This window comes from Maricaulis sp., assembly GCF_039978735.1.
Lineage (GTDB): Bacteria > Pseudomonadota > Alphaproteobacteria > Caulobacterales > Maricaulaceae > Maricaulis.
In genome coordinates this window covers 66,439-87,477 of sequence record NZ_JBDWAS010000046.1, presented here as the reverse complement: position 1 = coordinate 87,477, position 21,039 = coordinate 66,439, and the positions used below count along the sequence as shown (strand labels likewise).

The window sequence follows — 21,039 nt, the reverse complement described above, 5'->3', positions numbered from 1 at the left end:
TTCCGGCCGGTGTCAGTCCTCGTCGATTTCGTCCTCATGGTTAGCCAGTTCGCCATAGGCCTGCCAGCCCGACGGCGTGAGGACTTGCAGCGGCTGGTAGGCTGCCTTGTAACTCATCTTGCGGCTGCCGCGCACCCAATAGCCCAGATAGACGAAGGGCAGGCCGGCCGCCTCGGCCTGGCGCACGGCGTCCAGGATCATGAAGGCGCCGAGGCTGCGCTTCTCCTCGTCCGGGTCGAAATAGCTGTAGATCAGCGAGATCCCGTCCTTGAGCACATCGGTCAGCACCGCCGCGACCAGCGTCCCCGAGGCATCGCGGTATTCGGTGACATGGGTGCGCTGGGCCCCTTCCTCGACCATCATCACGTATTCGCCGAAGGACATGCCGGCCATGTCGCCATCGCCGTGCCGGCTGTCCAGATAGCGGGTGAGCAGCTCGTACTGCTCCATCGTCGCCGTCTGGGCCTCGGTCGAGACGGTGAGGTCGTCATTGCGATTGAGATTTTTGCGCCAGCGGCGCTTCCACTCGAACTCGCCGGCATCGATCCGCACCGACTTGCAGGCATCGCAGGCCTCGCAGGCCGGGCGATAGAGCACGCCCTGGCTGCGGCGGAAGCCGGCATGGGTCAGCGCGTCGTTCAGCGCCGGCCCTTCGCCCAGATCGATACGGGTAAAGACTTTCCGCTCCCAGCGCCCGGGCAGATACGGGCACGGCGCTGCCGCCGTCAGGAAGAAGGGAATTTGCCGTGTCGCGAATGGATGGGTCACTGCGCGCTCTTCGACTCAGCTGTACCGGACCGTCATGCTAACTCACACCAGATCGAAGGCGTAGAGGAGGGAAATGTAAAGGGTGAAGGCGATCCAGAACAACACCACCATCGGCGCGCCCGCCCGGATATAGTCCATGAAGCGGTAGTGGCCGGGGCCCATCACGAGAAGATTGGTCTGATAACCGATCGGGGTCGCAAAACAGGTATTGGCGGCAAACAGCACGGTGAGGGCAAACAGCGACGGATCGGCGCCGATCTGGTTGGCCGCACCGACCGCGATCGGGGTGAACAGGATCGCCGTGGCGCTGTTCGAGAGTACATTGGTCAGCAAGGCGATCAGGATGAACATGGCCGACATCAGCACGACCGGCCCGAAAGGCGAGAAGACCGTGACGACACCCGTCGCCAGCAGGTCGGCCCCGCCGGTGATCTGCAGCGCCGTGCCCAGGGCAATCGCCGAGCCGATCAGCAGATAGATGCGGATATCGACGGCGCGCGCCGCCTGGCGGGTGTTGAGACAGCCGCCGGCTATCATCGCCACGGCACCGAGGAAGGAGGCCAGCGCGATCGGCATCAGCGAGGTCGCGGCTGCGATCACCACACCGGCGAAGATGGCGCGCGCGACATTGGCGCGGCGCGGATCGGCCAGCGCCGTCGTCGCCCATTCCATCAGCAGAAGATCGCGGTCGGAACGCAGCTGGCGCATCGAACTCGTCGAGCCGAACAGCAGCAGCGTATCGCCGGCCTCAAGCCGGATCTCGCCCATGCGCGAGCGGATCATGCGGCTGCGGCGCTGGATGCCCAGCACGATACAGCCCGTGGCGTGCCGGAAACCGATCTGCTGGATCGTGCGGCCGATCAGGCGCGAACCCGGGGCCACCACGGCTTCGGTGATCATCAGGCTGTCGCCCGGGGTCGGGTTTTCGCCAGGTCCGGACGCTTCGAGCATGCCGCGCATGAAGTCGGCGCGCTTGGACAGGAGGTTGGACAGGGTCTGACGGGTCGCGGCGACGATCACGAGATCGCCGGCTTTCAGCTCGATCTGGTCGAAGGGTGGCAGCAACGCATGCTCGCCGCGCTGGATCATGCGCACCGTCATGTCGGGCAGGTCGGCAAACATGCCGGCAACGGGCCGCTTGCCGGCCAGCGGGTGGTCGGCGGTCACCTCGATCTGGGCGATGTATTGCCGCCCTTCACCGGAACCGGCGAGCTCGCCCTCCATCGTGTCCCGGTCCGGCAGCAGGCGCGGCAGGACGAAGACGATGTAGACCAGCCCGAAACTGGCGAGGAAGAGGCCGGGTATGGTCGGTGTGAAGAAATCGAGGCTGACGCCGGAAATCGTGCGCAGCTGTTCGGCGACCAGCAGGTTGGTGGACGAGCCGATCAGCGTCGTCATGCCCGCCAGGATGCAGACATAACTCAGCGGGATCATCAGCTTGGAGGGGCTCTTTTCCATCCGCCGCGCGATCGCCACGAGAATCGGCACGAACATCACCACGACCGGCGTGTTGTTGATGAAGGCGCTGACGACGAAAACGAAGGCGAACATCGCGATCAGCGTGCCGCGCGGCCGCTGGTCGTAGGAGGAGAGGAGGAATTGCGTCGGCCCCTCCATCGCACCGGTCTGGAATATGCCCTGGCCGACAATCAGCAGGCACAGGATGGTGAAGAGAGCGGGGTTCGCAAAACCTTCCAGCAGGGCGGCGATGCTGGGTCGTCCATCTTCCAGCGGGAAGAAATGGAAGAACAGCATGAGCGCCGCCACGATCGAGGCCGAAACGATCTCGATCGGGAACCGGTCCCATACAAAGAAGACAATCGCGACGACCAGGCCGCCGAGAATTGCCCACATCTGCCAGACGTCTAGCGACGCGCTTTCTATCATTTTGATTTCAGGGGGCTATGGATCCGACATGTGCAATCCATGACGCTACCACGCGTCATGTGCGCTTGCGAAGCCCCCGCCTGCCGCTGCCGCGCAATCGATCGCTTGCGGTCGGACCGGCTGTATTCTCTCTTGGCGTTGGAATGCCGGACCTGTAGCGGGCGACCCGGCCCGGGGCTGGTGAGGTGGATGCGAATATGAATGAAACGACGCAGTCATCGCGCCGGCAGGGCAGCCCGCTTGAGGTCTTCCTTGTCTTTCTCAGGCTGGGACTGATGTCGTTCGGCGGACCGATCGCGCATCTGGGCTATTTCCGCGACGAACTGGTCACGCGGCGCGGCTGGCTGTCGGAACAGGCCTATGGCGATCTCGTTGCTCTGTGCCAGTTCCTGCCGGGGCCGGCGTCGTCCCAGGCCGGTTTCGCACTCGGTCTGATGCGTGCTGGCTGGCTCGGGGGGCTCGCAGCCTTCCTGGCCTTCACCCTGCCGTCTGCATTGCTTCTGTTTAGCCTCGCCCTGTCTGCCGGAAGTCTGGCGGGGCCCGTCGCATCGGGGATGGTCCATGGCCTCAAGATCGTTGCCGTGGCTATCGTGTTCCAGGCCGTGTGGGGCATGGCCCGGGTCTTCTGTCCCGACCCTGCGCGCGCGAGTATTGCCGTCGCTGCGGTGGCCATGCTGGCTTTCATTCCCGGCACATTCGGACTGACCGGCGCGATCGCACTGGGCGGATCGGCCGGTTTCCTGCTGGGCCGGGGCGCGGGCGTGCCGGCTGGCGGGCGGATCGGCTTGCCGGTATCTCCAGGCACGGGTATCGCCGCGCTTTCAGTCTTCCTTGTATTGCTCGTTCTGCTGCCGCTCGTGTCCGGGCAGTCACCGGTGCTGGCGATCCTCGACGGGTTCTATCGGGCAGGCGCCCTGGTGTTCGGTGGCGGCCATGTCGTGCTGCCTCTGTTACAGGCGGAGGTCGTTGGTCCCGGCTGGGTTTCCGGGGATGCTTTCCTGTCCGGTTATGGCGCCGCACAGGCCGTGCCGGGGCCGCTCTTCACCTTTGCTGCCTATCTCGGCGCCTTGCTGGACCCGGCGCCGAATGCGGTTGCCGGGGCCTTGCTCGCGCTGCTGGCGTTATTTCTCCCCGGATTCCTGGTTCTGATTGCCGTATTGCCCTTCTGGGACAGGTTGCGGGCGCTCTCGTGGGCACAGTCCGTCCTGCAGGGGACCAATGCGGCCGTGGTCGGGATTCTCGGCGCGGCCTTGTATTCGCCGGTCTTTACCAGCGCCATCGGCGATGTGCGGGATCTGCTTCTGGCGCTGATCTGCGTCCTCGCCCTGATGTCGTGGAAATTGCCGCCGTGGGCCGTAGTCCTGATCGCGGCGGTTGGCGGCACGGGGCTCGAACTCGCCGGCAGGCTATAGGCGCCCGGGCGGGCCGGAGTGGTACTCCGTCCTAGAGTTCGTGACCCTGGGGCAGGACCGGGGCTTCGCGCAGGAGCACGATGGAAATCCGGCGATTGCCCGGCATGTAGGGATCGTCCGGATAGAGCGGTTCGGAACCGGCCTTGCCGCGCACTTCATAGATCCGGTCGTTCGAAATGCCCGAGGTCTGCAGGACACGGCGGGCGGCATTGGCGCGATCCGACGACAATTCCCAGTTGGTATAGCTGCCGCCGGTCGAGGGTGCGCTGTCGGTATGGCCGGCAATCGAGAGGCGGTTCGGCAGGCGTTCGGCAATGCGGGCAACGGCACGCAGCAGGGTGATGGCGCGGTCGGTCGGCTCGGTATCGCCCGGATTGAACATCGGGCGGCCTTCCTGGTCGATCAGCTGGATGCGCAGGCCTTCCGGTGTTTCGTCGACAATGATGTGGTTGGACAGTTCGGCCAGTTCCGGCATGTCCTGCATCGCCTGGCGCAGCGACATGGCGGCCGAGTGAAGCTGGGCCGCATCGCGGCGGGCCTGGGCCTCGGCCATGGCAGAGGCCATCACCTGGGCGGCGGATTCCTGGATCTCGTCCGGCGATTCCGGCGAGCCTTCCGGCGTCTGCTGGCGGTCGCGGTCATTGAGCTGCGGCGCCGACGGGGCGAGGCGCTGGCGCATCGAGCTGTCGCCGGACCCCTGCACGCCGTCATCGCCCGGCGCGGTGCCGGCCAGCGGCGCGCCGGAACCCGAGTTCGCCGGCGAGACGCTGGCGGGCGCGAAATAGTCGGCAATGCCGCGCTTTTGTTCAGGCGTGGTCGTGTTGATCAGCCACATCAGCAGGAAGAAGGCCATCATCGCGGTCACGAAGTCGGCATAGGCGACTTTCCAGGCGCCGCCATGGTGGCCGCCACCTCCGCCCTTTACGACTTTCTTGATGACAATCGGCTGATCTTTCGACGCCATGTCCACCCGCCTTGTTTCCGTATCCCTCCCTCCTGTAGACGGTTAGCGTTAAGGCCAGGTTTCAAAATCCCAGCTTGCGAGGTCGCCCCCTTGATCGACAGCCGCGAATTCAGAGACGCACTCGGGCGCTTTCCGACCGGCGTGACCATCGTGTCGGCCTTTCATGAGGGGCGGGCTGTCGGGATGACGGTGAATTCCTTCGCCTCGGTCTCGCTCGACCCGCCGCTCGTGCTGTGGTCGATCGAGCGCGAGACCGAGCGCTATGCGATGTTCCGGCACGCGCAGACCTACGCCATCAATGTGCTCGCAGCCGACCAGGCCGGACTGGCCCATGCCTGCGCCCTGCAGCCGGACCTGCGCAATTGCCATGCGCTGTGGACCGGCGAGCAGGCGCCGCTGATCGATGGCGCCGTGGCCCATTTCGTGTGCAAGCAGAGCGCCGTGCACCGCGGCGGCGATCACGACATCATTGTCGGCGAGGTGATCGATCTGGACACCCCGCGCGACGTGCCGGCGCTGGTCTTCTACACCTCGACCTATTGCGAACCGGGCTGAAGCTCCAGCACGCTCATGCCCTCGGGCACGGCATCCATCGTCCAGCCGGTCGGGATCTCCACATATTCGCCGCGGCCCCACAGCGGGGCCAGGTCGTCATAGTGGCGTGACATGATATTGCCGGACTGGCCCGTCGTGATCATGAAGCGCGAGGCGTCCGGTTCGGCCATGTCGTAGAGCGCCCGGTAGGAGGCGCCGTGGAAGACGTCATACCCCGGGGTGCGGTAGGAGAAGTGGGCGACATTCACCGTCGAGCCATCGCCCGGGATCGGCGTTTCGATGGTGAACCAGTCCGACAGCACCGGGAAATCGGAAAACGGTGTGTGAGCGTGGCGGGCATAATGGGCATCGCCCCAGCGCCAGGCCGACATGTCCGCCCCGTGATCGGCGATCGTCTGTTCCATGGCGTTGTCGAGGGCGGGGCCGAGAAGGTCCAGGCAGGTTTCCGCCGCATCGGTCGTGCTGTCATCGCACCAGGCGCCCAGATCGCCGGTCAGGACATCGGTCATGAAGACACGGCGGTCGGCATACCAGCGATCGAACAGATCGCCGAGATCGTCGGCATAGACGGCGCGCGACAGCGACCGCATCCAGGCGGCATAGATCAGCGGTTCGGGCCGGTCGACCGCCATGTCGGCATCCCAGCCGGCGAGCATCACAAGGGCCTCGCGGCCGGCTTCGCTGGCGGGCTCCGCGGTCATCAGGACCGGCAGGATCTGGCGCGCCATCACAGATACCGTGTCGACCTGCAGCGCCGCCATGCTGTCCAGATCGTGGCGGTCATTGCTCTCGATGCCTTCATAGATGCGCCGGATCCGGTTCACGCCATACCAGTCGCCGGTCAGATAGTGCGGATAGCCGTCCGGCACGATCTTGTTGTTGGCGGTGGCGATGAAGCCGCGCTCGGGATTGCGGGTGTGGGGCAGTTCTTCGAAGGGAATGGTCGAGACCCAGTTGCCGTCGGCATCGCGCACCGGAATGCGCGCCGGGGCGTAGAAACCGATATCCCCGTCGCGGGCGGCGAACACCATGTTCTGCTGCGGCGCCACGAAATTGCGCACGGCGTCGACGAAGTCCTGCCAGTCCTCACCGGCGAGGATATGCATGCCGACACCGGTCGTCGCGTCGTCCGGCTCGTCGAGCATCCATTGCAGGGCAAAAAAATCGGCGCCCTCGGGCACGGTGTAGGCGGGGAAGTGTTCCGGATCGAGCACCGGGCCTGTCGCCGTCTCGCGTCGCGTGATGGTGATGTCGTCGCCGAAGCGCACGGCGATGACTTCCTCGCGCGAGCCGGTCACATCGGCCTCGGTGACGGCATGCAGATCGCCGACATCGGGACCGGTATTGGTGAAACCCCAAGCGATATTGTCATTGCGCCCCAGCGTCACGAAGGGCGTGCCGGGCAGGGTGGCGCCGACCACCGACCCGTCCGGCGCGGTGATGCGAGCGAGATACCAGATCGCCGGTGCGCGCAGGCCCAGATGCGGATCGTTGGCCAGGATGGGCAGGCCGGAGACGGTGCGGCTGCCGGAGAGCACCCAGTTGTTCGATCCGTCACGGCCATTGTCTTCCGGCCCCTGGGTCGGCGTTTCGGTCTCGGGTGTCGCGGCGGTCTCCTCAAGCCCGAGGTCGGCCATGGAGAGCGAGCGGGGGGCGTCGTCGGGATAGCGGCCGATGAATTCCAGCGCGCGCTCGGCGCCCAGATGGGCCTCCAGCGCGGCGCGGCGCGGTTCCTCGAAAGCATTGCCGAACAGGTCGAGCGCGATCGCCTTGTAGACCACCACCGTGTCGGCCGGCGTCCAGGGTTCCGGCTGCATCATCAGGATCTGGAATTCCGGCGGCGGGACGAAGCCCGGCGCGTCGATCACGGCATTGACGCCGGCGGCATAGGCTTCCAGCGCGGCCCGGATATCGGCCGGCAGGTTTTCTGCTGCGGTGTCTGCAGCCGGGCCCAACCCCATCGTGCGGAAGAAGATGTCGGAGGAGACGCCGGGCTCGCCCAGCACTTCGGCAACGCGGCCGCGCAGGGCCCGGCGGGTGATTTCCATCTGCCACAGCCGGTCCTGCGCATGGGCGACACCGAGCGCATAAAAGGCGTCACGATCGCGGTCGGCGAAGATGTGCGGAATGCCCCAGCTGTCGCGCACGATATGCGCGGTGTTCTGCAGGCCGGGGGCGTCCATCGTCCCGCGTGTCTGCGGCAGCGAGGCGTAGAGACGGTTGCCGACAACCAGCGCCGCGACAATGGCCAGGCCCAGCAGTCCGGCGACGGCCAGACCGGCATAGCGAAGAAGACGTGCGATCATGATGACTTGCTCCCCAATTGCCGGGAGACTAGCAAGGGGGGAACGCAAAGGGGAGAGCTTCATGGCGCGCTGCACGTTTCTCGGTCTGGGAGTGATGGGCTATCCGATGGCGGGTCACCTCGCCGGAGCCGGCCATGATGTCGTCGTCTGGAACCGCACCGCGGCGAAGATGGAGCAATGGGCGGCCGAGCATGGCGGCGTCTCCGCACCCTCGGTCGAGGCGGCTGTTGCGGATGCGGATTTCGTCTTTGCCTGCCTGGGCGATGATCCGGATGTGCGTGCCGTGGCCGAAAAGGCGATCCCGGCGATGAAGCCGGGCGCGGTGCTGGTCGACCACACCACGGCCTCGGCCGAGCTGGCGCGGGAGCTGGACCAGGCGGCCCGCGATGCCGGTCTGGGTTTTCTCGATGCCCCGGTCTCCGGTGGCCAGGCGGGAGCGGAAAACGGCCAGCTGACCATCATGTGCGGCGGCGAGGCCGACACGTTCGCGCGTGCCGAACCGGTGATGGATGCCTATGCCAAGGCAAGCTCGCTGATCGGCCCGGCCGGTGCCGGGCAATTGTGCAAGATGGTCAACCAGATATGCATCGCCGGCATTGTCCAGGGCCTGTCCGAGGGGCTGCACTTCGCCAAGCGCTCGGGGCTGGACCCGGCACTGGTGATCGGCGCGATCTCCAAGGGCGCAGCGCAATCCTGGCAGATGGAGAATCGCTGGCCGACCATGGTGAAGGACGAGTTCGATTTCGGCTTTGCCATCGACTGGATGCGCAAGGATCTTCGCATCACACTGGAAGAAGCCCGCCGCAATGGCGCGCGCCTGCCAGTGGCGGCGCTGGTCGACCAGTTCTATGCCGATGTGCAGGCCATGGGCGGCAATCGCTGGGACACCTCCTCGCTGATCGCGCGGCTGGAGCGTGACCTGTGAGCGATGAGGGGGAGCTGATCCGTACAGATCCGGTCGCGATGGGCGTGTGGAAACGCCTGACCTCGCTGTTCGCGACCTGGCGCATGCTGCTGGCCGGTTTCACCCGGCGATCCCTGTCGCAGATGGCCAATGACCAGCTGACGCCGCTGACGCGGGCGGTGCACTGGAAGGTCGGGCTGGGCCTGCTGGGCGGGCTGGACGATGCCCAGGTCGAATTCCTTAAAACCTATGCTGCGCTCAATGCGCACCGTGTCGAGCGGGTCTTTCGCACCACGACCCTGCTCCTGGTCTCCGTCCCGGTTGCCGCCGTGTTCGGCATTTCCGAGATCGAGCCGGATTTCTGGCTGCGGATCGGCTTCGAACGCATCGATACGCTGATCGGTATCCTGGGTGTGTGGATGGTGTTCAGCCTGATGATGATGGGGGCGGCCTGGCGGGCGCGCGATCTGGCCGACCTGCTGGAGTTCGAGCATGCGCGCCGCGAGATGATTGCGCGTCGGCGCGGCAAGGTGTGAGCCGGGATGCGTCTGATCGAGCTGAGCTTCCGGGACGATGCGGCCCTCGTTGAACGCTTGATGGCGGCGAGCGAGCGGGCCGAACCGCTCGATACCGTGCTGAGCGAGCCCACTTCGCGCGGCCGGCGTGTGCTGCGTCTGGTCTTCGGCGATGGCGAGGGACAGGCCGCGATCGATGCGATCAACGGGCTGATGGACGGTTTGGAAGACTGGCGCCTGGTCGTGCTGCCGGTCGAGGCCAGCCTGCCCAAGCCGGCGGCGAAACTGGTCGAGGCTTCTGCGCGCCGCAAATTCATCGCCCTGCGCGAGGAGCTCTACCAGGACGTGGCGGGCGGCGCGAAACTGCATCGCGACTTCCTGCTCCTGACCCTGTTATCCACCATCGTCGCCGTGTTCGGCCTGTCCGCCGACAATGTCGCCGTGGTGATCGGCGCCATGGTGATCGCACCCTTGCTGGGCCCGATCCTCGCCTTCTCCTTTGCTTCGGCGCTGGGCGATCTGGAGCTGATGGCCCGTTCGGCACGCACGGCGCTGGTGGGCCTGGCCTTCGGCATGGCGCTGTCAGCCCTGATCGGTCTGGCGTTCGGGGCGGATCTGACGTCGGAAGAACTCTCCGGCCGCACGGTTGTCGGGCTCGATTCCACCGTGCTTGCCCTGGCTTCGGGGGCTGCGGCAGCGCTGTCGATCGCGACGGGACTGTCCTCCACCCTGGTGGGCGTGATGGTCGCCGTAGCGCTGTTGCCGCCGGCGGCGACGGCGGGGCTGCTGCTGGGCGCCGGCGAGACCGAACTCGCCCTGCGCGCCGGCCTCCTGCTGGCGATCAATGTGGTCAGCGTCAATCTCGCCGCGCTGCTGGTTTTCTTCTACAAGGGGATAAGGCCGCGCACCTGGCTCGAGCGCCGCTCGGCGACGCGGTCGGTCTATATCAATCTGGCGGTCTGGGCCGTGCTGATCGTCGCCCTGACGGGGCTGGCGGTGCTGCTGACGGTCGAGACAGGCGAGGGGGTGCCGGTCGTGCCGGCGCTTCCCGAGGCGACAGGAGCGGGATCATGAATGTCGAATTCCTGTTCACCCTGCTGGATTATGGCGGCATCGCCTTCTTCGCCTATTCCGGCGGCATGCTGGCGGCACGCAAGGCGCTCGACCCGTTCGGTGCAGCCATCGTCGGCGCGGTGACGGGGATGGGCGGCGGCACGCTGCGCGATGTGCTCTTGGGACAATTGCCGGTCTACTGGATCGCCGAGCCGAACTATCTCGCGGTCGCCGTCGGCGGCGCGCTGCTGGGTTATTTCACCTCGCCCTGGGCGCAGGCCATCGCCACCCGCCGCGCCGCCCTGATCTGGGCCGACGCGATCGGTCTTTCCGTCTTCTGCGTGATCGGGGCCGAGGCCGGGCTGGCGGCCGGGGCGCACTGGACCATCGCCATCCTCACCGGGATGATGAGTGCGGCTTTTGGCGGCCTCCTGCGTGATATCATCGTCAATGACGTGCCGCTGGTGCTGCGCGAGGACATCTACGCCCTCGCGGCCATGGCCGGCGCGGCGGCCTATGTGGCGGGGCTGGCCCTGGGTCTCAATCCCAGCGCCGTGACACTGGGGTCGGCGGCTCTTGCATTGATCCTGCGCGGCTGTGCGATCCGGTTCAAATGGTCGCTGCCTGCCGTGCGGATCAGCGAATAGGCAATTCGCGGCGAGGCCGGATACGGACGAAAGGCGCCGCCGCGATGCAGTCCGGGGCGAGATCCGGACCGGGCGCGGCGGCGCTGAGTTTGTCTACGACTGTGCGGGCATGCCCGGCACGAGGCGTTCGGCGGTCGCCATGACGATCACCATGAGAGACGCCGCCGACAGGACGGCGCCGTAATTGGTGAAAATGGCCGTGAGATACTCGCCCGCCGTCGGTATGGCGCCGAGCGCGCCGGCCCCGCCGGCGATCAGGAAAATGGCCGCCAGGATCACGGCGCGGCGGTGCTCTCCCTTGATGAAGAAGCCGCTGGCCAGACCCAGCAGGGCCAGTATCAGCCCGCCCCATTCGAAGCCGGATATGAAGGCGAAGACGATGGCGGCAATGGCCGCGACGGCCCAGACGATCTTGTCGAGTGACATGTGGATCTCCCCATTACTTTTCTTGAGTAACGCGTACACGAACCACAACAGAACGCCTGCAGCGTAGGCAAATATTTTCAGATTCGACAATAGAGGCGTCGAAAAACGTGTGGAGTACTGGGGTCTAGTGCAATAAAGGTGGCGATTAGCTACTTTTTGCCGGTGGCCGCAGCCGCAGCGAGCGCCTGATCGACATCAGCGAGCAGGTCGGCCGGTGTCTCCAGCCCGACCGACAGGCGTACCAGCGCGTCGGGCACCGGGCTGTCGGCCCCCTCGACGGGTTTGCGGTGCTCGATCAGGCTTTCCACCCCGCCCAGCGAAGTCGCCTGGATGAAGACTTTCGTCGCTGCCGCGAAGCGCCGCGCCGCCTCGAAGCCGCCGGCCAGTTCCACCGACAGCATGCCGCCATACCCGCCCGTCATCTGGCGTCGCGCCACATCGTGACCGGGATGGCCGGGAAGTCCGGGATAGTGCACGGCCGCAAGCCGTGTATCGGCGGCCAGCCGTTCGGCCAGCCACAGCGCGGTCCCGCTCTGGCGGGCATAGCGCACGTGCAGGGTGCGCATGCCGCGCAGCAGGAGCCAGGTCTCGAAGGCGCCGGGAATGGCGCCGGTCTTGTTGTGGACCTCGCAGATCTCGTCCCAGCGGGTGTCGGTCTTGCGGGTCACCAGCGCGCCGGCAAGCACGTCGGAATGGCCGTTGAGGTATTTGGTCGCCGAGTGCATGACGATATCCGCACCCAGCTCCAGCGGACGCGTGGTGCAGGGCGGGGCGCAGGTCGAGTCCACCGCCAGCGTGGCGCCGACGGCATGGGCGATATCGGCCGCCTTGGCGATGTCGACAACCGCCCAGGACGGGTTCGCGGGCGTCTCGATCCAGATCAGGTCGGTGGCGGGCCGGGCCGCAGCGGTGAGGGCATCCAGATCGCCCGGCATCACCAGGTTCAGCGTGATCCGCTTTTTCGCCAGTGCCCGCTGCAAGAGGCCCCGCGCGCCGTAATACATCTCGGTCTGGGCGACGACATGCCCGCCCGTGGGCACGCTTTCCAGCACCGCCGCGATCGCCGCCATGCCCGAGGAAAACAGCCGTGCATCCGCCCCGCCATCCAGCATGGCGAGCACCTGCGCTGCCTGCTGCTCGGTCGGTCCTTCCGGCCGGCGATAGTCCTGCGTCCCGATCAGCGCATTCTCGGCATCGCGCGCATAGGTCGTCGACGTGTGCAGCGGCGGAATGACCGCCCCGGTCAGGCTGTCGATCGCGTGCATGGCCTGCACGGTGCGGGTTTCGCGGGTGGAGGAAGTCATCAGGCACGTCCCGGTAAAGCTGTCGCCGTCAGGATACGGGCATGCCGCAGACCGCGTTCGAGGTCAAAGGCTGAAAGGGGCAGTGCCGGCTCGCCTGCCTAGCAGCGCACAGGTTTGGCAATTGCGTGGGCGACAAGGCTGGCCACCAGGCCGGCGCCCGTCAGGCCGATGCTGAACCAGACCCCATACATCACCACGGATAGCGGAACCTTTTCGGAACTGGCGGCTACAGCCGCGGCCAGTCCCGTCATCCACAACAAGGCAAGCGGAACCAGCAGGAATGACGCGGGCCAGCGTGCTTCCCGTTGCGCGAGCCCGCATTCGGGGCATAGCGGGATCGGGTCCACAGCCGAGATTTCCGAATGCCAAAAAAAGGGCGGAGCCGGGGATCCGACCGGCCCCTGGATCTTTCGCAGAGCTTTCAGTTCGGCGGTTTCAGAGTCGAACTTGTGCCCGCAATCCAGACAGGTGATTGTCCCCCAGCTCATGCAGGCAACCTCTCTAGCTCAATCAGGGACACGTACCAAAGGTACATGTCCCTTGGTGGCTATCCGTTCAGCACCCGCGCCGCCCGCGGTGCGAAATAGGTGATGATTCCCGCGGCGCCCGCGCGCTTGAAGGCGAGCAGGCTTTCCATCATCACGCGTTCGCCGTCGATCCAGGCATTGGCAGCGGCGGCCTCGATCATGGCGTATTCGCCGGAGACCTGGAAGGCGTAGACGGGCACGGGGAAGGTGTCGGAGAGGGCGCGGACGATGTCGAGATAGGGCAGGCCGGGCTTGACCATCACCATGTCGGCGCCCTCGGCGATGTCCAGCTCGACCTCGCGGATCGCCTCGTCGCGATTGGCCGGATCCATCTGGTAGGTCTGCTTGTCGCCCTTCAGGGCCGCCGCCGAGCCGATCGCCTCGCGATAGGGGCCGTAGAAGCCGGAGGCGTATTTGGCGGCATAGGAGAGGATCATCGTGTCGTGATGGCCGTCGGCCTCCAGCGCGTCACGGATTGTGCCGATGCGGCCATCCATCATGTCGGACGGGGCGATGACATCGCAGCCGGCCTCTGCCTGCACCAGGGCCTGGGCGACGAGCTGTTCGACGGTGGCGTCATTGGCGATACGGTCGCCGTCGAGCACACCGTCATGGCCGTGCGTGGTGAAGGGGTCGAGCGCGACATCGCAGATCACGCCGACATTGGGCGCGGCGTCCTTGATCGTGCGGATCGCATTGGGCACCAGACCGTCCGGATTGAGGGCCTCGGAACCGGAATCATCCTTCCTGGCCGGATCGATGTGCGGGAAGATCGCCATCGCCGGAATGCCCAGATCCTGCGCTTCCTTCGCCGCCTTCGCCAGTGCGGAAAGCGACAGGCGGTCGATACCCGGCATCGCCATTACCGGTTCGACCGGATCGGCCGTGTCGGACACCACGACGGACCAGATCAGATCGTTCACTGTCAGGGTATTCTGGCGCACGAGGCGGCGCGACCAGTCGGCCTGGCGGGTACGGCGAAGGCGGGTGGACGGGTACATGGCGGGCGCGTGTCCTTGTCATCAGAGGCCGCGATGACGGCCGGGGTGTGCGTTATCGAACTTGCCGCGCGCGTCAGCCCGCGTTACGGCTCCGTTCCAGATCGCTTCGGCAAAATTTGTCTCCACAGGACCATATAAGCAACAGGAGCGCTGCGGTGCATTTCGCTCTCACAGAAGATCAGACCCTCATTCGCGACATGGCGAGAAAATTCGCCGAAGACCGTCTCAAGCCCAATGCGGCCCGCTGGGACGAGGAAAAACACTTCCCCGTCGAGGTGATGCGCGAGGCGGCCGAGCTCGGCTTTGCCGGTATCTACACGCACGAGGATGTCGGCGGCTCCAATCTGACGCGTCTCGATGCCGCACTCATTTTCGAGGAATTGTCGCGCGGCTGTGTTGCCACGGCGGCCTTCCTGTCGATCCACAACATGTGCGCCTGGATGATCGACACCTGGGGCAAGGAGGATCAGCGCCAGCGCTTCCTGCCGCAGATGATGACGATGGAGAAGATCGCCTCCTATTGCCTCACCGAACCGGGTGCGGGCTCGGATGCGGCCAGTCTCAAGACCAAGGCCGTGCGCGACGGCGACCATTATGTGCTCAACGGCGCCAAGGCCTTCATCTCCGGCGCCGGCACGTCGGACTATTACGTTGTCATGTGCCGCACGGGCGGCGAGGGGCCCAAGGGGATTTCCACCATCGTGGTGGAAAAGGACACGCCGGGCCTCTCCTTCGGGGCCAACGAGAAGAAAATGGGCTGGAATGCCCAGCCGACGCGCATCGTCAACTTCGAGGATTGCCGCGTGCCGGCGGAAAACCTGCTCGCCGAAGAAGGTATGGGTTTCACCCTGGCGATGAAGGGGCTCAATGGCGGCCGCATCAATATCGGCGCCTGTTCCCTGGGCGGCGCGACCGAGGCGTTCGAGGTCGCCAAGGAGTATGTCGGAACCCGCAAGCAGTTCGGCCGCGAGCTGGCGCAATTCCAGGTGACCCAGTTCAAGCTGGCCGACATGGCGACCGAGCTGGAGGCTTCGCGCCTGATGCTCTATCGCGCGGCGGCCTCGGTTGATGCCGGCGATCCGTCGGCGGCCAAGTATTGCGCCATGGCCAAGCGGTTCGCGACGGACACCTGTTTCGATGTCGCCAATCAGGCCTTGCAGCTGCATGGCGGCTACGGCTACCTCAAGGACTATCCGCTCGAGCGGATCGTGCGTGACCTGCGCGTCCACCAGATCCTGGAGGGCACGAACGAGATCATGCGCGTCATCATCGCGAAAGATGAGCTGAAATAGGCCGAGCTGAAGCAGGAGAGTATCATCGCCGAGGAAACACCGCCGGGCCTGTCGAACCGGGCCTTCGAGACCAGTGAGGCTGCCTTCCAGGCGGCTTGTAGCGAGCTGAATACCGTTCTTGCGCCGGAGCAGCCGCTGCCGGCCATCATTCTGGATGCGCGCAGCGAGTTCGGCTCGGACGCACCGCTCGCCTTCGACAGCGACGGCAATGCCAATGTGATGCTGAGAGTGGCGTCCGAGGATGGCGGTTTCATCGTCTTCTCGCGCACCATCGGCGCGCCGGAGAAGGGGCTGGATGCCGGCGACCTGGTCTGCTGGGTGCCGCTGCAGCACGACGAGGCGCTGGCCAAGGAATCCAACGATCCGCGCTTTGGCTGGGTCGGCCTGGTGTTCGCGGCCCTGGAGCCGGAATGGAAGGATGGCGACTGGGTGATGCGCGAATTCTACGGCGACACCGAATAGGCCGCAGACGCGGTCTTGGATGCCGGCGGCGCCCGGCCTAAACAGCGCATCAGTGAGTAAGACAAAGAGGCCTGCGCCCATGACCGACGAACCGGAAATCATTGCCCGCAAGACCGGCCAGGTGGGCCGTATCACGCTGAACCGTCCCAAGGCGCTCAATGCGCTGACCCATGGCATGTGCCTCGCCATGATCGAGGCGATGGAGGCCTGGCAGGACGATGACAGCGTGAAGGCGGTCGTGGTCGACGGGGCCGGCGAGAAGGGCTTCTGCGCCGGCGGCGACATTCTCCAGCTGCACAATTCGGGCAAGGCCGGCGACGACCGGGCCTGGCTGTTCTGGCGCGACGAATACCGGCTCAACACGCTGATCCATCACTATCCCAAGCCTTATGTCGCCCTGATCGACGGCATCACGATGGGCGGCGGTGTCGGCGTGTCGGTGCATGGCTCGCACCGGGTTGCCGGTGACCGCACAATGTTCGCCATGCCGGAAACCGGGATCGGCTTTCACCCGGATGTCGGCGGCGCCTATTTCCTGCCGCGTCTGGCCGGCGAGATCGGCACCTGGATGGGCCTGACCGGCGCGCGCCTGAAGGCGCCGGACTGCATCGCGGCGGGCCTGGCGACGCATTACTGTCCCTCCGGCCAGACCGACGCGCTGATCGCGGCGCTGGAGACGGCGGACCTGTCCGACGAGGACGCGCTGGAAGTTCTGCTGGAGGAATTTTCCGGCGATCCCGGCGACAGCGAGCTGGCGCATACGCGCGGCCTGATTGATGCGGCTTTTGCCGGCGACCGGGTCGAGGACATCGTGGCGCGGATCGAGGGCGCGGGCGACAGCTGGTCGGCCAAGCAGGCCCAGATCATCGCCGGCAAGTCGCCGACGGCGCTGAAGCTGACCCTGGCCTGCCTGCGCAAGGGCGGGGATCTCAGCTTCGAGGACGTGATGCGCCAGGATCTGCGCGTGTCCAGCTGGTGCCTGACGGGGACGGATTTCTACGAAGGCGTGCGCGCCGTGATCATCGACAAGGATCACGCACCGAAATGGTCGCCGGCCACGGTCGCCGAGGTTGACGATGCGGCGATCGAAAAAGCCTTCGCGCCGCTCGACAGCGATCATGAAATGACATTCCTCGGCGAATAGCGCCGGTCCAACGAGACAATTCCACGGGAGAAGCAGTGATGGCGAAGATTGCCTTTATCGGTCTTGGAAACATGGGATCGGGCATGGCGGCCAATCTGGTGAAGGCCGGACATGAGGTTCTGGCCTTCGATCTCAGCGCTGATGCCGTCGCTCACGCTGTGAACAGCGGCGCCAGCGCCGCTGCGTCGGCTGCCGAAGCGGTTGCGGCGGCGGAAGCCGTGGTGACGATGCTGCCGGCGGGCAAGCATGTGCGCGCGGTTTATGAAGGCGAGATTTTCGGGTCTGCTGCGCCCGGCACGCTGTTCATGGACTGCTCGACCATCGACGTTGCCAGTGCGCGCCATGTCGGCGGGCTGGCGGTGGAGAAAGGCTTCCGCTTTGTCGACGCGCCGGTTTCCGGCGGTGTGGCCGCCGCCCAGGGCGGCACGCTGACTTTCATGGTCGGCGGATCGGAAGCCGATTTTGCCGCGGCCGAAGTCTTCCTGGACGCGATGGGCAAGGCGGTGCTGCGCGCGGGCGATCTGGGCGCCGGGCAGGCGGCCAAGATCTGCAACAACATGCTGCTGGCCATCACCATGATCGGCACGTGCGAAGCCTTTGCGCTCGCCGACAAGCTGGGTCTGGATGCGCAGAAGTTCTTCGACATCTCGTCCAAGGCGTCCGGCCAGTCCTGGTCGATGACCAGCTATTGCCCGGTGCCGGGGCCGATCCCGACCACGCCGGCAAACAATGGCTACAAGCCGGGCTTTGCCACGGCGATGATGCTGAAGGATCTCAAACTGGCCCAGGATGCCGCCCAGACCGCCGGTGCGACCACGCCGCTGGGTGCCCAGGCCGAAGCGCTCTACGCCATGTTCGACAATCTCGGCGGCGGCGCGTCGGACTTCTCCGGAATCTACAAACTGCTCGACGGTAGCTGGGGCGAATAGCCGGCGGGCGGTTTCGGCCGAGAGGATTTCCCAAGGCCTGCCGGCGTCTTCGCAAGAAGTCGGCAGCCGCCGTCCGCAACGGATTGTATCCCGTTAAGGGGATTTTTGCCCTTTGCCGCTAGGGTTCACCCACAAGATCGAAAAAGATCGGGTGGAGTGGTCAAATGGTCATGGCAGAAAACATGGCGCCGGATGCGGCGCCGAACATGGAATATCTCGAGCTTCTTCAACTCGTGGAGCGCCTGCACCGGCAGCTCCTGGATGTTGTGAAGGATGAGCTCGACCGCGAGGGTCTGGACGATCTGAACTCGGTCCAGGCGCTGTTGCTCTTCAATATCGGTGACCAGGAACTGACCGCCGGCGAACTGCGTACGCGCGGCCACTATCTCGGCTCCAACGTCTCCTACAATCTCAAGAAGCTCGTCGATGCGGGCTATATCCGCCACGAGCGCTCTGAAGTCGACCGTCGTTCGGTCCGCGTCAGCCTGACCGAGACCGGTCACGCCGTGCGCGCCCGGCTGAACACGCTGTTCGCCCGCCAGGGCACGGCGCTGTCGCCGGTCGGCGGCGTTGAGGTGGACCAGTTGCCGGCGGTGAATACGGCGCTGACCCGTATTGAACGCTTCTGGGCCGATCACATCCGGTTCCGCATGTAGGCAGTGACTGTCTCTGACCAGGATCAAGGCGCGGTTTGCCGGAAACCGCGCCTTTTCTTTGTGCCTAAGTGTCAGTTATGATGCAGCTATAACAGGGCTGTGCGGCGCCTGTTGTGAAATTTTGCTGAGGTGCGGCGCTCTGTCCTGTCGCGATCGGGAAACAATCCCTCTAAAACCCGATCCGAGGCCTGTTCCGGCTGCAGAATCAAGAAAGGCACCGCCCATGAACTATCAGAACGCCTTCGCGGACGCGGTCCGCCGGGTCAAGGCGGAAGGCCGCTACCGGGTGTTTGCCGATCTGCTCCGTCGGAAGGGCGAATTCCCCGTTGCACGCTGGCGCTCGCCGGGTGGCGATGTGCGCGATGTGACGGTGTGGTGCTCCAACGATTATCTCGGCATGGGCCAGGTGCCCTGCGTCGTCGAGTCGATGAAGAAGGCGATCGACGATGTCGGGTCCGGCGCCGGCGGTACCCGCAATATCTCCGGCACGACACATTATCATGTCGAGCTTGAGCGTTCGCTGGCCGACCTGCACCGCAAGGATGGCGCGCTGCTCTTCACCTCGGGCTACATTGCCAATGAGGCGACGCTGTCGACCCTGGGCAAGATCCTGCCGGGCCTGATCATGTTCTCCGACGAACTCAATCACGCCTCGATGATCGAGGGTGTGAAGGGGGCGCGCTGCGAGAAGCGGATCTGGCGCCATAATGACGTCGCGCATCTGGAAGAATTGCTGGCCGCAGCGCCGGCCGATGCGCCGAAAGTCATCGCTTTCGAGTCGGTCTACTCGATGGATGGCGATATCGGTCCGATCGAGGCGGTCTGTGACCTGGCCGAAAAATACAACGCCCTGACCTATCTCGATGAAGTGCATGCGGTGGGTCTCTACGGCCTGCGCGGTGCCGGCATTGCCGAACGCGACGGTCTCATGGATCGCGTCGACATCATCGAAGGCACGCTGGGCAAGGCCTTTGGCGTGATGGGCGGTTATATCGCGGCCGACGGGGCGATCTGCGATGCGATCCGCTCGATGGCACCGGGCTTCATCTTCACCACGGCACTGCCGCCGGCCCTGGCTGCGGGCGCGCGCGCCAGTGTCGAATACCTCAAATCATCGCATCACCTGCGCGAACAGCACCAGGAACGCGCTGCCACGCTGAAGGCCCGCCTCAACGGCGCCGGCTTCCCGGTGCTGGAAAGCTCCGTCACCCATATCGTGCCGGTGCATGTTGGCGATCCGGTTCTGTGCAAGCGCATCTCGGACATGCTGCTCGACGATCACGGCATCTATGTCCAGCCGATCAACTATCCCACCGTGCCGCGGGGCACGGAGCGGCTGCGCCTGACGCCGACGCCCTTGCACACGGACGCAATGTTCGACACGTTGATCGAGGCGCTGGACGATGTCTGGCAGCGCGCGTCGGAACAGACCGGGGTGGCCCGCGCCTGACAATCCGGCGGCGGTCATTCTGGAGCGGCGATGTCCGGTCGTGAAATCTATATCGAGGTGATCGCGATCGGGCAGGCGCTTCGGGTCGCCGCAATCGATGCGGAGACGGGTGAGGAACTCGTCTTCCAGGTTCCCCGCAACACGCCGCGCGAAGAGATCGATGCGCTCGCCCGCGCGAAGGTCGAGTGGAAACTCTCACGCAATGCAGACAACAAAAAACGGCCGGACACAGGGTCCGGCCGTGGTATTCGTGTGTGATATCCGAACGGAAGATCAGCCGTCCTTCTTGCCGCGTCCCAGGCCGATATCCTTGGCAAACTGCGAACGCTTGCGGGAATAGGCCGGGGCGACCATCGGGTAATCCGACGGCAGGTTCCATTTGCGGCGATAATCGTCCGGCGACATGTTGTACTGCGAGCGCAGATAGCGCTTCAGCATTTTCAGCTTCTTGCCGTCTTCCAGGCAGACGATGTAGTCGTCGCTCACCGATTTCGAAACGGCCACGGCCGGCTTCGTCTTCGGCTCCTGTTTGACCGTCGTTTCCGACACGTCCTTCATGGTCGCGTGCACCGACTTGATCAGATCGGGCACATGCTCGGCCGGCATGGAGTTATGGGACAGATAGGAGGCGACGACGTCCGTCGTCATGCGCAGGAGTTCTTCCTTGTCGATTTCGGGGAAATTGTCATCTGCCATGATCAAACCTTCAAACGTTCGGGGGACGGCCGGGCCGGAATAGTGACCCGATTCAAATTATCGATGGGCGTTGGATATTATGTGGCAATGTGAAGTTCAAGCTCAAGCATCAAATTTCATTTGCGGCGGAGCAGTTGGCGA

22 protein-coding genes are annotated in these 21,039 nt (G+C 65.1%); 13 read left to right on the top strand and 9 right to left on the bottom strand.

The window, feature by feature from the left end:
• Positions 1 to 12: 12 nt before the first annotated feature.
• Entirely contained in the window at positions 13 to 768 is a 756-nt protein-coding gene (locus ABJO18_RS14400; RefSeq protein WP_348508788.1) for an arginyltransferase, read from the bottom strand.
• Between the two features lie 42 nt (positions 769 to 810).
• Positions 811 to 2,655, bottom strand: coding sequence for an SLC13 family permease (locus ABJO18_RS14395; protein WP_348508787.1), 1,845 nt, complete (start codon positions 2,653 to 2,655; stop codon positions 811 to 813).
• A 197-nt stretch (positions 2,656 to 2,852) separates the two neighbouring features.
• On the opposite strand from ABJO18_RS14395, the gene chrA reads away from it, so the two are divergent.
• Positions 2,853 to 4,067, top strand: a complete 1,215-nt coding sequence (gene chrA / locus ABJO18_RS14390) for a chromate efflux transporter (protein WP_348508786.1) — start codon at positions 2,853 to 2,855, stop codon at positions 4,065 to 4,067.
• A gap of 31 nt (positions 4,068 to 4,098) precedes the next feature.
• Here chrA and ABJO18_RS14385 read toward each other — a convergent pair whose 3' ends face one another.
• Positions 4,099 to 5,031 carry a flagellar motor protein MotB gene (locus tag ABJO18_RS14385; RefSeq protein ID WP_348508785.1) on the bottom strand — a complete coding sequence of 311 codons (933 nt, stop codon included), beginning with the start codon at positions 5,029 to 5,031 and terminating at the stop codon, positions 4,099 to 4,101.
• A gap of 90 nt (positions 5,032 to 5,121) precedes the next feature.
• On the opposite strand from ABJO18_RS14385, the gene ABJO18_RS14380 reads away from it, so the two are divergent.
• Positions 5,122 to 5,586, top strand: coding sequence for a flavin reductase family protein (locus ABJO18_RS14380; protein WP_348508784.1), 465 nt, complete (start codon positions 5,122 to 5,124; stop codon positions 5,584 to 5,586).
• Here ABJO18_RS14380 and ABJO18_RS14375 read toward each other — a convergent pair.
• On the bottom strand, positions 5,568 to 7,892 hold the full coding sequence (locus tag ABJO18_RS14375) for a penicillin acylase family protein (protein ID WP_348515978.1): 2,325 nt from the start codon (positions 7,890 to 7,892) through the stop codon (positions 5,568 to 5,570). The genes ABJO18_RS14380 and ABJO18_RS14375 overlap by 19 nt on opposite strands.
• A 61-nt stretch (positions 7,893 to 7,953) precedes the next feature.
• On the opposite strand from ABJO18_RS14375, the gene ABJO18_RS14370 reads away from it, so the two are divergent.
• Genes ABJO18_RS14370 through ABJO18_RS14355 form a run of 4 tightly spaced genes read left to right on the top strand, consistent with a single transcriptional unit; the run spans position 7,954 to position 11,011 of the window.
• Complete coding sequence (locus ABJO18_RS14370) at positions 7,954 to 8,817, top strand: NAD(P)-dependent oxidoreductase (protein ID WP_348506796.1); 864 nt, start codon at positions 7,954 to 7,956, stop codon at positions 8,815 to 8,817.
• The gene (locus ABJO18_RS14365) at positions 8,814 to 9,332 is read left to right on the top strand and encodes a hypothetical protein (RefSeq protein WP_348506795.1); all 519 of its coding nucleotides are present in this window, start codon (positions 8,814 to 8,816) and stop codon (positions 9,330 to 9,332) included. Before ABJO18_RS14370 ends, ABJO18_RS14365 begins: the two co-directional genes overlap by 4 nt.
• 6 nt (positions 9,333 to 9,338) lie before the next feature.
• The gene (locus ABJO18_RS14360; protein ID WP_348506794.1) at positions 9,339 to 10,385 is read left to right on the top strand and encodes a TIGR00341 family protein; all 1,047 of its coding nucleotides are present in this window, start codon (positions 9,339 to 9,341) and stop codon (positions 10,383 to 10,385) included.
• The gene (locus tag ABJO18_RS14355; RefSeq protein WP_348506793.1) at positions 10,382 to 11,011 is read left to right on the top strand and encodes a trimeric intracellular cation channel family protein; all 630 of its coding nucleotides are present in this window, start codon (positions 10,382 to 10,384) and stop codon (positions 11,009 to 11,011) included. Before ABJO18_RS14360 ends, ABJO18_RS14355 begins: the two co-directional genes overlap by 4 nt.
• Positions 11,012 to 11,104: 93 nt before the next feature.
• Here ABJO18_RS14355 and ABJO18_RS14350 read toward each other — a convergent pair whose 3' ends face one another.
• The 4 genes from ABJO18_RS14350 to hemB form a co-directional block, all read right to left on the bottom strand.
• The gene (locus ABJO18_RS14350) at positions 11,105 to 11,437 is read right to left on the bottom strand and encodes a hypothetical protein (RefSeq protein WP_348506792.1); all 333 of its coding nucleotides are present in this window, start codon (positions 11,435 to 11,437) and stop codon (positions 11,105 to 11,107) included.
• A 149-nt stretch (positions 11,438 to 11,586) separates the two neighbouring features.
• Positions 11,587 to 12,741 (bottom strand): PLP-dependent transferase, encoded by a 1,155-nt coding sequence (locus tag ABJO18_RS14345; protein ID WP_348515977.1) that lies wholly within the window; start codon positions 12,739 to 12,741, stop codon positions 11,587 to 11,589.
• Between the two features lie 98 nt (positions 12,742 to 12,839).
• The gene (locus ABJO18_RS14340) at positions 12,840 to 13,229 is read right to left on the bottom strand and encodes a hypothetical protein (RefSeq protein WP_348507432.1); all 390 of its coding nucleotides are present in this window, start codon (positions 13,227 to 13,229) and stop codon (positions 12,840 to 12,842) included.
• Positions 13,230 to 13,288: 59 nt separating this feature from the next.
• Complete coding sequence (gene hemB / locus ABJO18_RS14335; RefSeq protein WP_348507431.1) at positions 13,289 to 14,269, bottom strand: porphobilinogen synthase; 981 nt, start codon at positions 14,267 to 14,269, stop codon at positions 13,289 to 13,291.
• A gap of 155 nt (positions 14,270 to 14,424) precedes the next feature.
• On the opposite strand from hemB, the gene ABJO18_RS14330 reads away from it, so the two are divergent.
• The 7 genes from ABJO18_RS14330 (at position 14,425) to ABJO18_RS14300 (ending at position 20,460) form a co-directional block, all read left to right on the top strand.
• A complete protein-coding gene (locus ABJO18_RS14330; protein WP_348507430.1) occupies positions 14,425 to 15,561 on the top strand; it encodes an isobutyryl-CoA dehydrogenase in 1,137 nt (378 codons plus the stop codon).
• Between the two features lie 219 nt (positions 15,562 to 15,780).
• Positions 15,781 to 16,023 carry a hypothetical protein gene (locus ABJO18_RS14325; RefSeq protein ID WP_348507429.1) on the top strand — a complete coding sequence of 81 codons (243 nt, stop codon included), beginning with the start codon at positions 15,781 to 15,783 and terminating at the stop codon, positions 16,021 to 16,023.
• A gap of 79 nt (positions 16,024 to 16,102) precedes the next feature.
• The gene (locus ABJO18_RS14320; protein WP_348507428.1) at positions 16,103 to 17,167 is read left to right on the top strand and encodes an enoyl-CoA hydratase/isomerase family protein; all 1,065 of its coding nucleotides are present in this window, start codon (positions 16,103 to 16,105) and stop codon (positions 17,165 to 17,167) included.
• A 38-nt stretch (positions 17,168 to 17,205) separates the two neighbouring features.
• Complete coding sequence (gene mmsB / locus ABJO18_RS14315; protein WP_348507427.1) at positions 17,206 to 18,096, top strand: 3-hydroxyisobutyrate dehydrogenase; 891 nt, start codon at positions 17,206 to 17,208, stop codon at positions 18,094 to 18,096.
• A gap of 164 nt (positions 18,097 to 18,260) precedes the next feature.
• Positions 18,261 to 18,752, top strand: coding sequence for a MarR family transcriptional regulator (locus tag ABJO18_RS14310; RefSeq protein ID WP_271186534.1), 492 nt, complete (start codon positions 18,261 to 18,263; stop codon positions 18,750 to 18,752).
• Between the two features lie 223 nt (positions 18,753 to 18,975).
• On the top strand, positions 18,976 to 20,202 hold the full coding sequence (gene hemA / locus ABJO18_RS14305) for a 5-aminolevulinate synthase (RefSeq protein WP_348507426.1): 1,227 nt from the start codon (positions 18,976 to 18,978) through the stop codon (positions 20,200 to 20,202).
• A gap of 30 nt (positions 20,203 to 20,232) precedes the next feature.
• A complete protein-coding gene (locus ABJO18_RS14300; protein WP_291889778.1) occupies positions 20,233 to 20,460 on the top strand; it encodes a hypothetical protein in 228 nt (75 codons plus the stop codon).
• Between the two features lie 15 nt (positions 20,461 to 20,475).
• Here ABJO18_RS14300 and ABJO18_RS14295 read toward each other — a convergent pair whose 3' ends face one another.
• Positions 20,476 to 20,898, bottom strand: coding sequence for a MucR family transcriptional regulator (locus tag ABJO18_RS14295; RefSeq protein WP_271186537.1), 423 nt, complete (start codon positions 20,896 to 20,898; stop codon positions 20,476 to 20,478).
• Between the last annotated feature and the right edge of the window lie 141 nt (positions 20,899 to 21,039).

Excerpts from the sequence above, each read along its gene's own strand:
- ABJO18_RS14395 (WP_348508787.1), bottom strand. The coding sequence starts at position 2,655 with ATGATAGAAAGCGCGTCGCTAGACGTCTGGCAGATGTGGGCAATTCTC.
- chrA (WP_348508786.1), top strand. The coding sequence starts at position 2,853 with ATGAATGAAACGACGCAGTCATCGCGCCGGCAGGGCAGCCCGCTTGAG.
- ABJO18_RS14385 (WP_348508785.1), bottom strand. The coding sequence starts at position 5,031 with ATGGCGTCGAAAGATCAGCCGATTGTCATCAAGAAAGTCGTAAAGGGC.
- ABJO18_RS14375 (WP_348515978.1), bottom strand. The coding sequence starts at position 7,892 with ATGATCGCACGTCTTCTTCGCTATGCCGGTCTGGCCGTCGCCGGACTG.
- ABJO18_RS14370 (WP_348506796.1), top strand. The coding sequence starts at position 7,954 with ATGGCGCGCTGCACGTTTCTCGGTCTGGGAGTGATGGGCTATCCGATG.
- ABJO18_RS14360 (WP_348506794.1), top strand. The coding sequence starts at position 9,339 with ATGCGTCTGATCGAGCTGAGCTTCCGGGACGATGCGGCCCTCGTTGAA.
- ABJO18_RS14355 (WP_348506793.1), top strand. The coding sequence starts at position 10,382 with ATGAATGTCGAATTCCTGTTCACCCTGCTGGATTATGGCGGCATCGCC.
- ABJO18_RS14350 (WP_348506792.1), bottom strand. The coding sequence starts at position 11,437 with ATGTCACTCGACAAGATCGTCTGGGCCGTCGCGGCCATTGCCGCCATC.
- ABJO18_RS14345 (WP_348515977.1), bottom strand. The coding sequence starts at position 12,741 with ATGACTTCCTCCACCCGCGAAACCCGCACCGTGCAGGCCATGCACGCG.
- ABJO18_RS14340 (WP_348507432.1), bottom strand. The coding sequence starts at position 13,229 with ATGAGCTGGGGGACAATCACCTGTCTGGATTGCGGGCACAAGTTCGAC.
- hemB (WP_348507431.1), bottom strand. The coding sequence starts at position 14,269 with ATGTACCCGTCCACCCGCCTTCGCCGTACCCGCCAGGCCGACTGGTCG.
- ABJO18_RS14325 (WP_348507429.1), top strand. The coding sequence starts at position 15,781 with ATGCTGAGAGTGGCGTCCGAGGATGGCGGTTTCATCGTCTTCTCGCGC.
- ABJO18_RS14320 (WP_348507428.1), top strand. The coding sequence starts at position 16,103 with ATGACCGACGAACCGGAAATCATTGCCCGCAAGACCGGCCAGGTGGGC.
- mmsB (WP_348507427.1), top strand. The coding sequence starts at position 17,206 with ATGGCGAAGATTGCCTTTATCGGTCTTGGAAACATGGGATCGGGCATG.
- ABJO18_RS14310 (WP_271186534.1), top strand. The coding sequence starts at position 18,261 with ATGGTCATGGCAGAAAACATGGCGCCGGATGCGGCGCCGAACATGGAA.
- hemA (WP_348507426.1), top strand. The coding sequence starts at position 18,976 with ATGAACTATCAGAACGCCTTCGCGGACGCGGTCCGCCGGGTCAAGGCG.
- ABJO18_RS14300 (WP_291889778.1), top strand. The coding sequence starts at position 20,233 with ATGTCCGGTCGTGAAATCTATATCGAGGTGATCGCGATCGGGCAGGCG.
- ABJO18_RS14295 (WP_271186537.1), bottom strand. The coding sequence starts at position 20,898 with ATGGCAGATGACAATTTCCCCGAAATCGACAAGGAAGAACTCCTGCGC.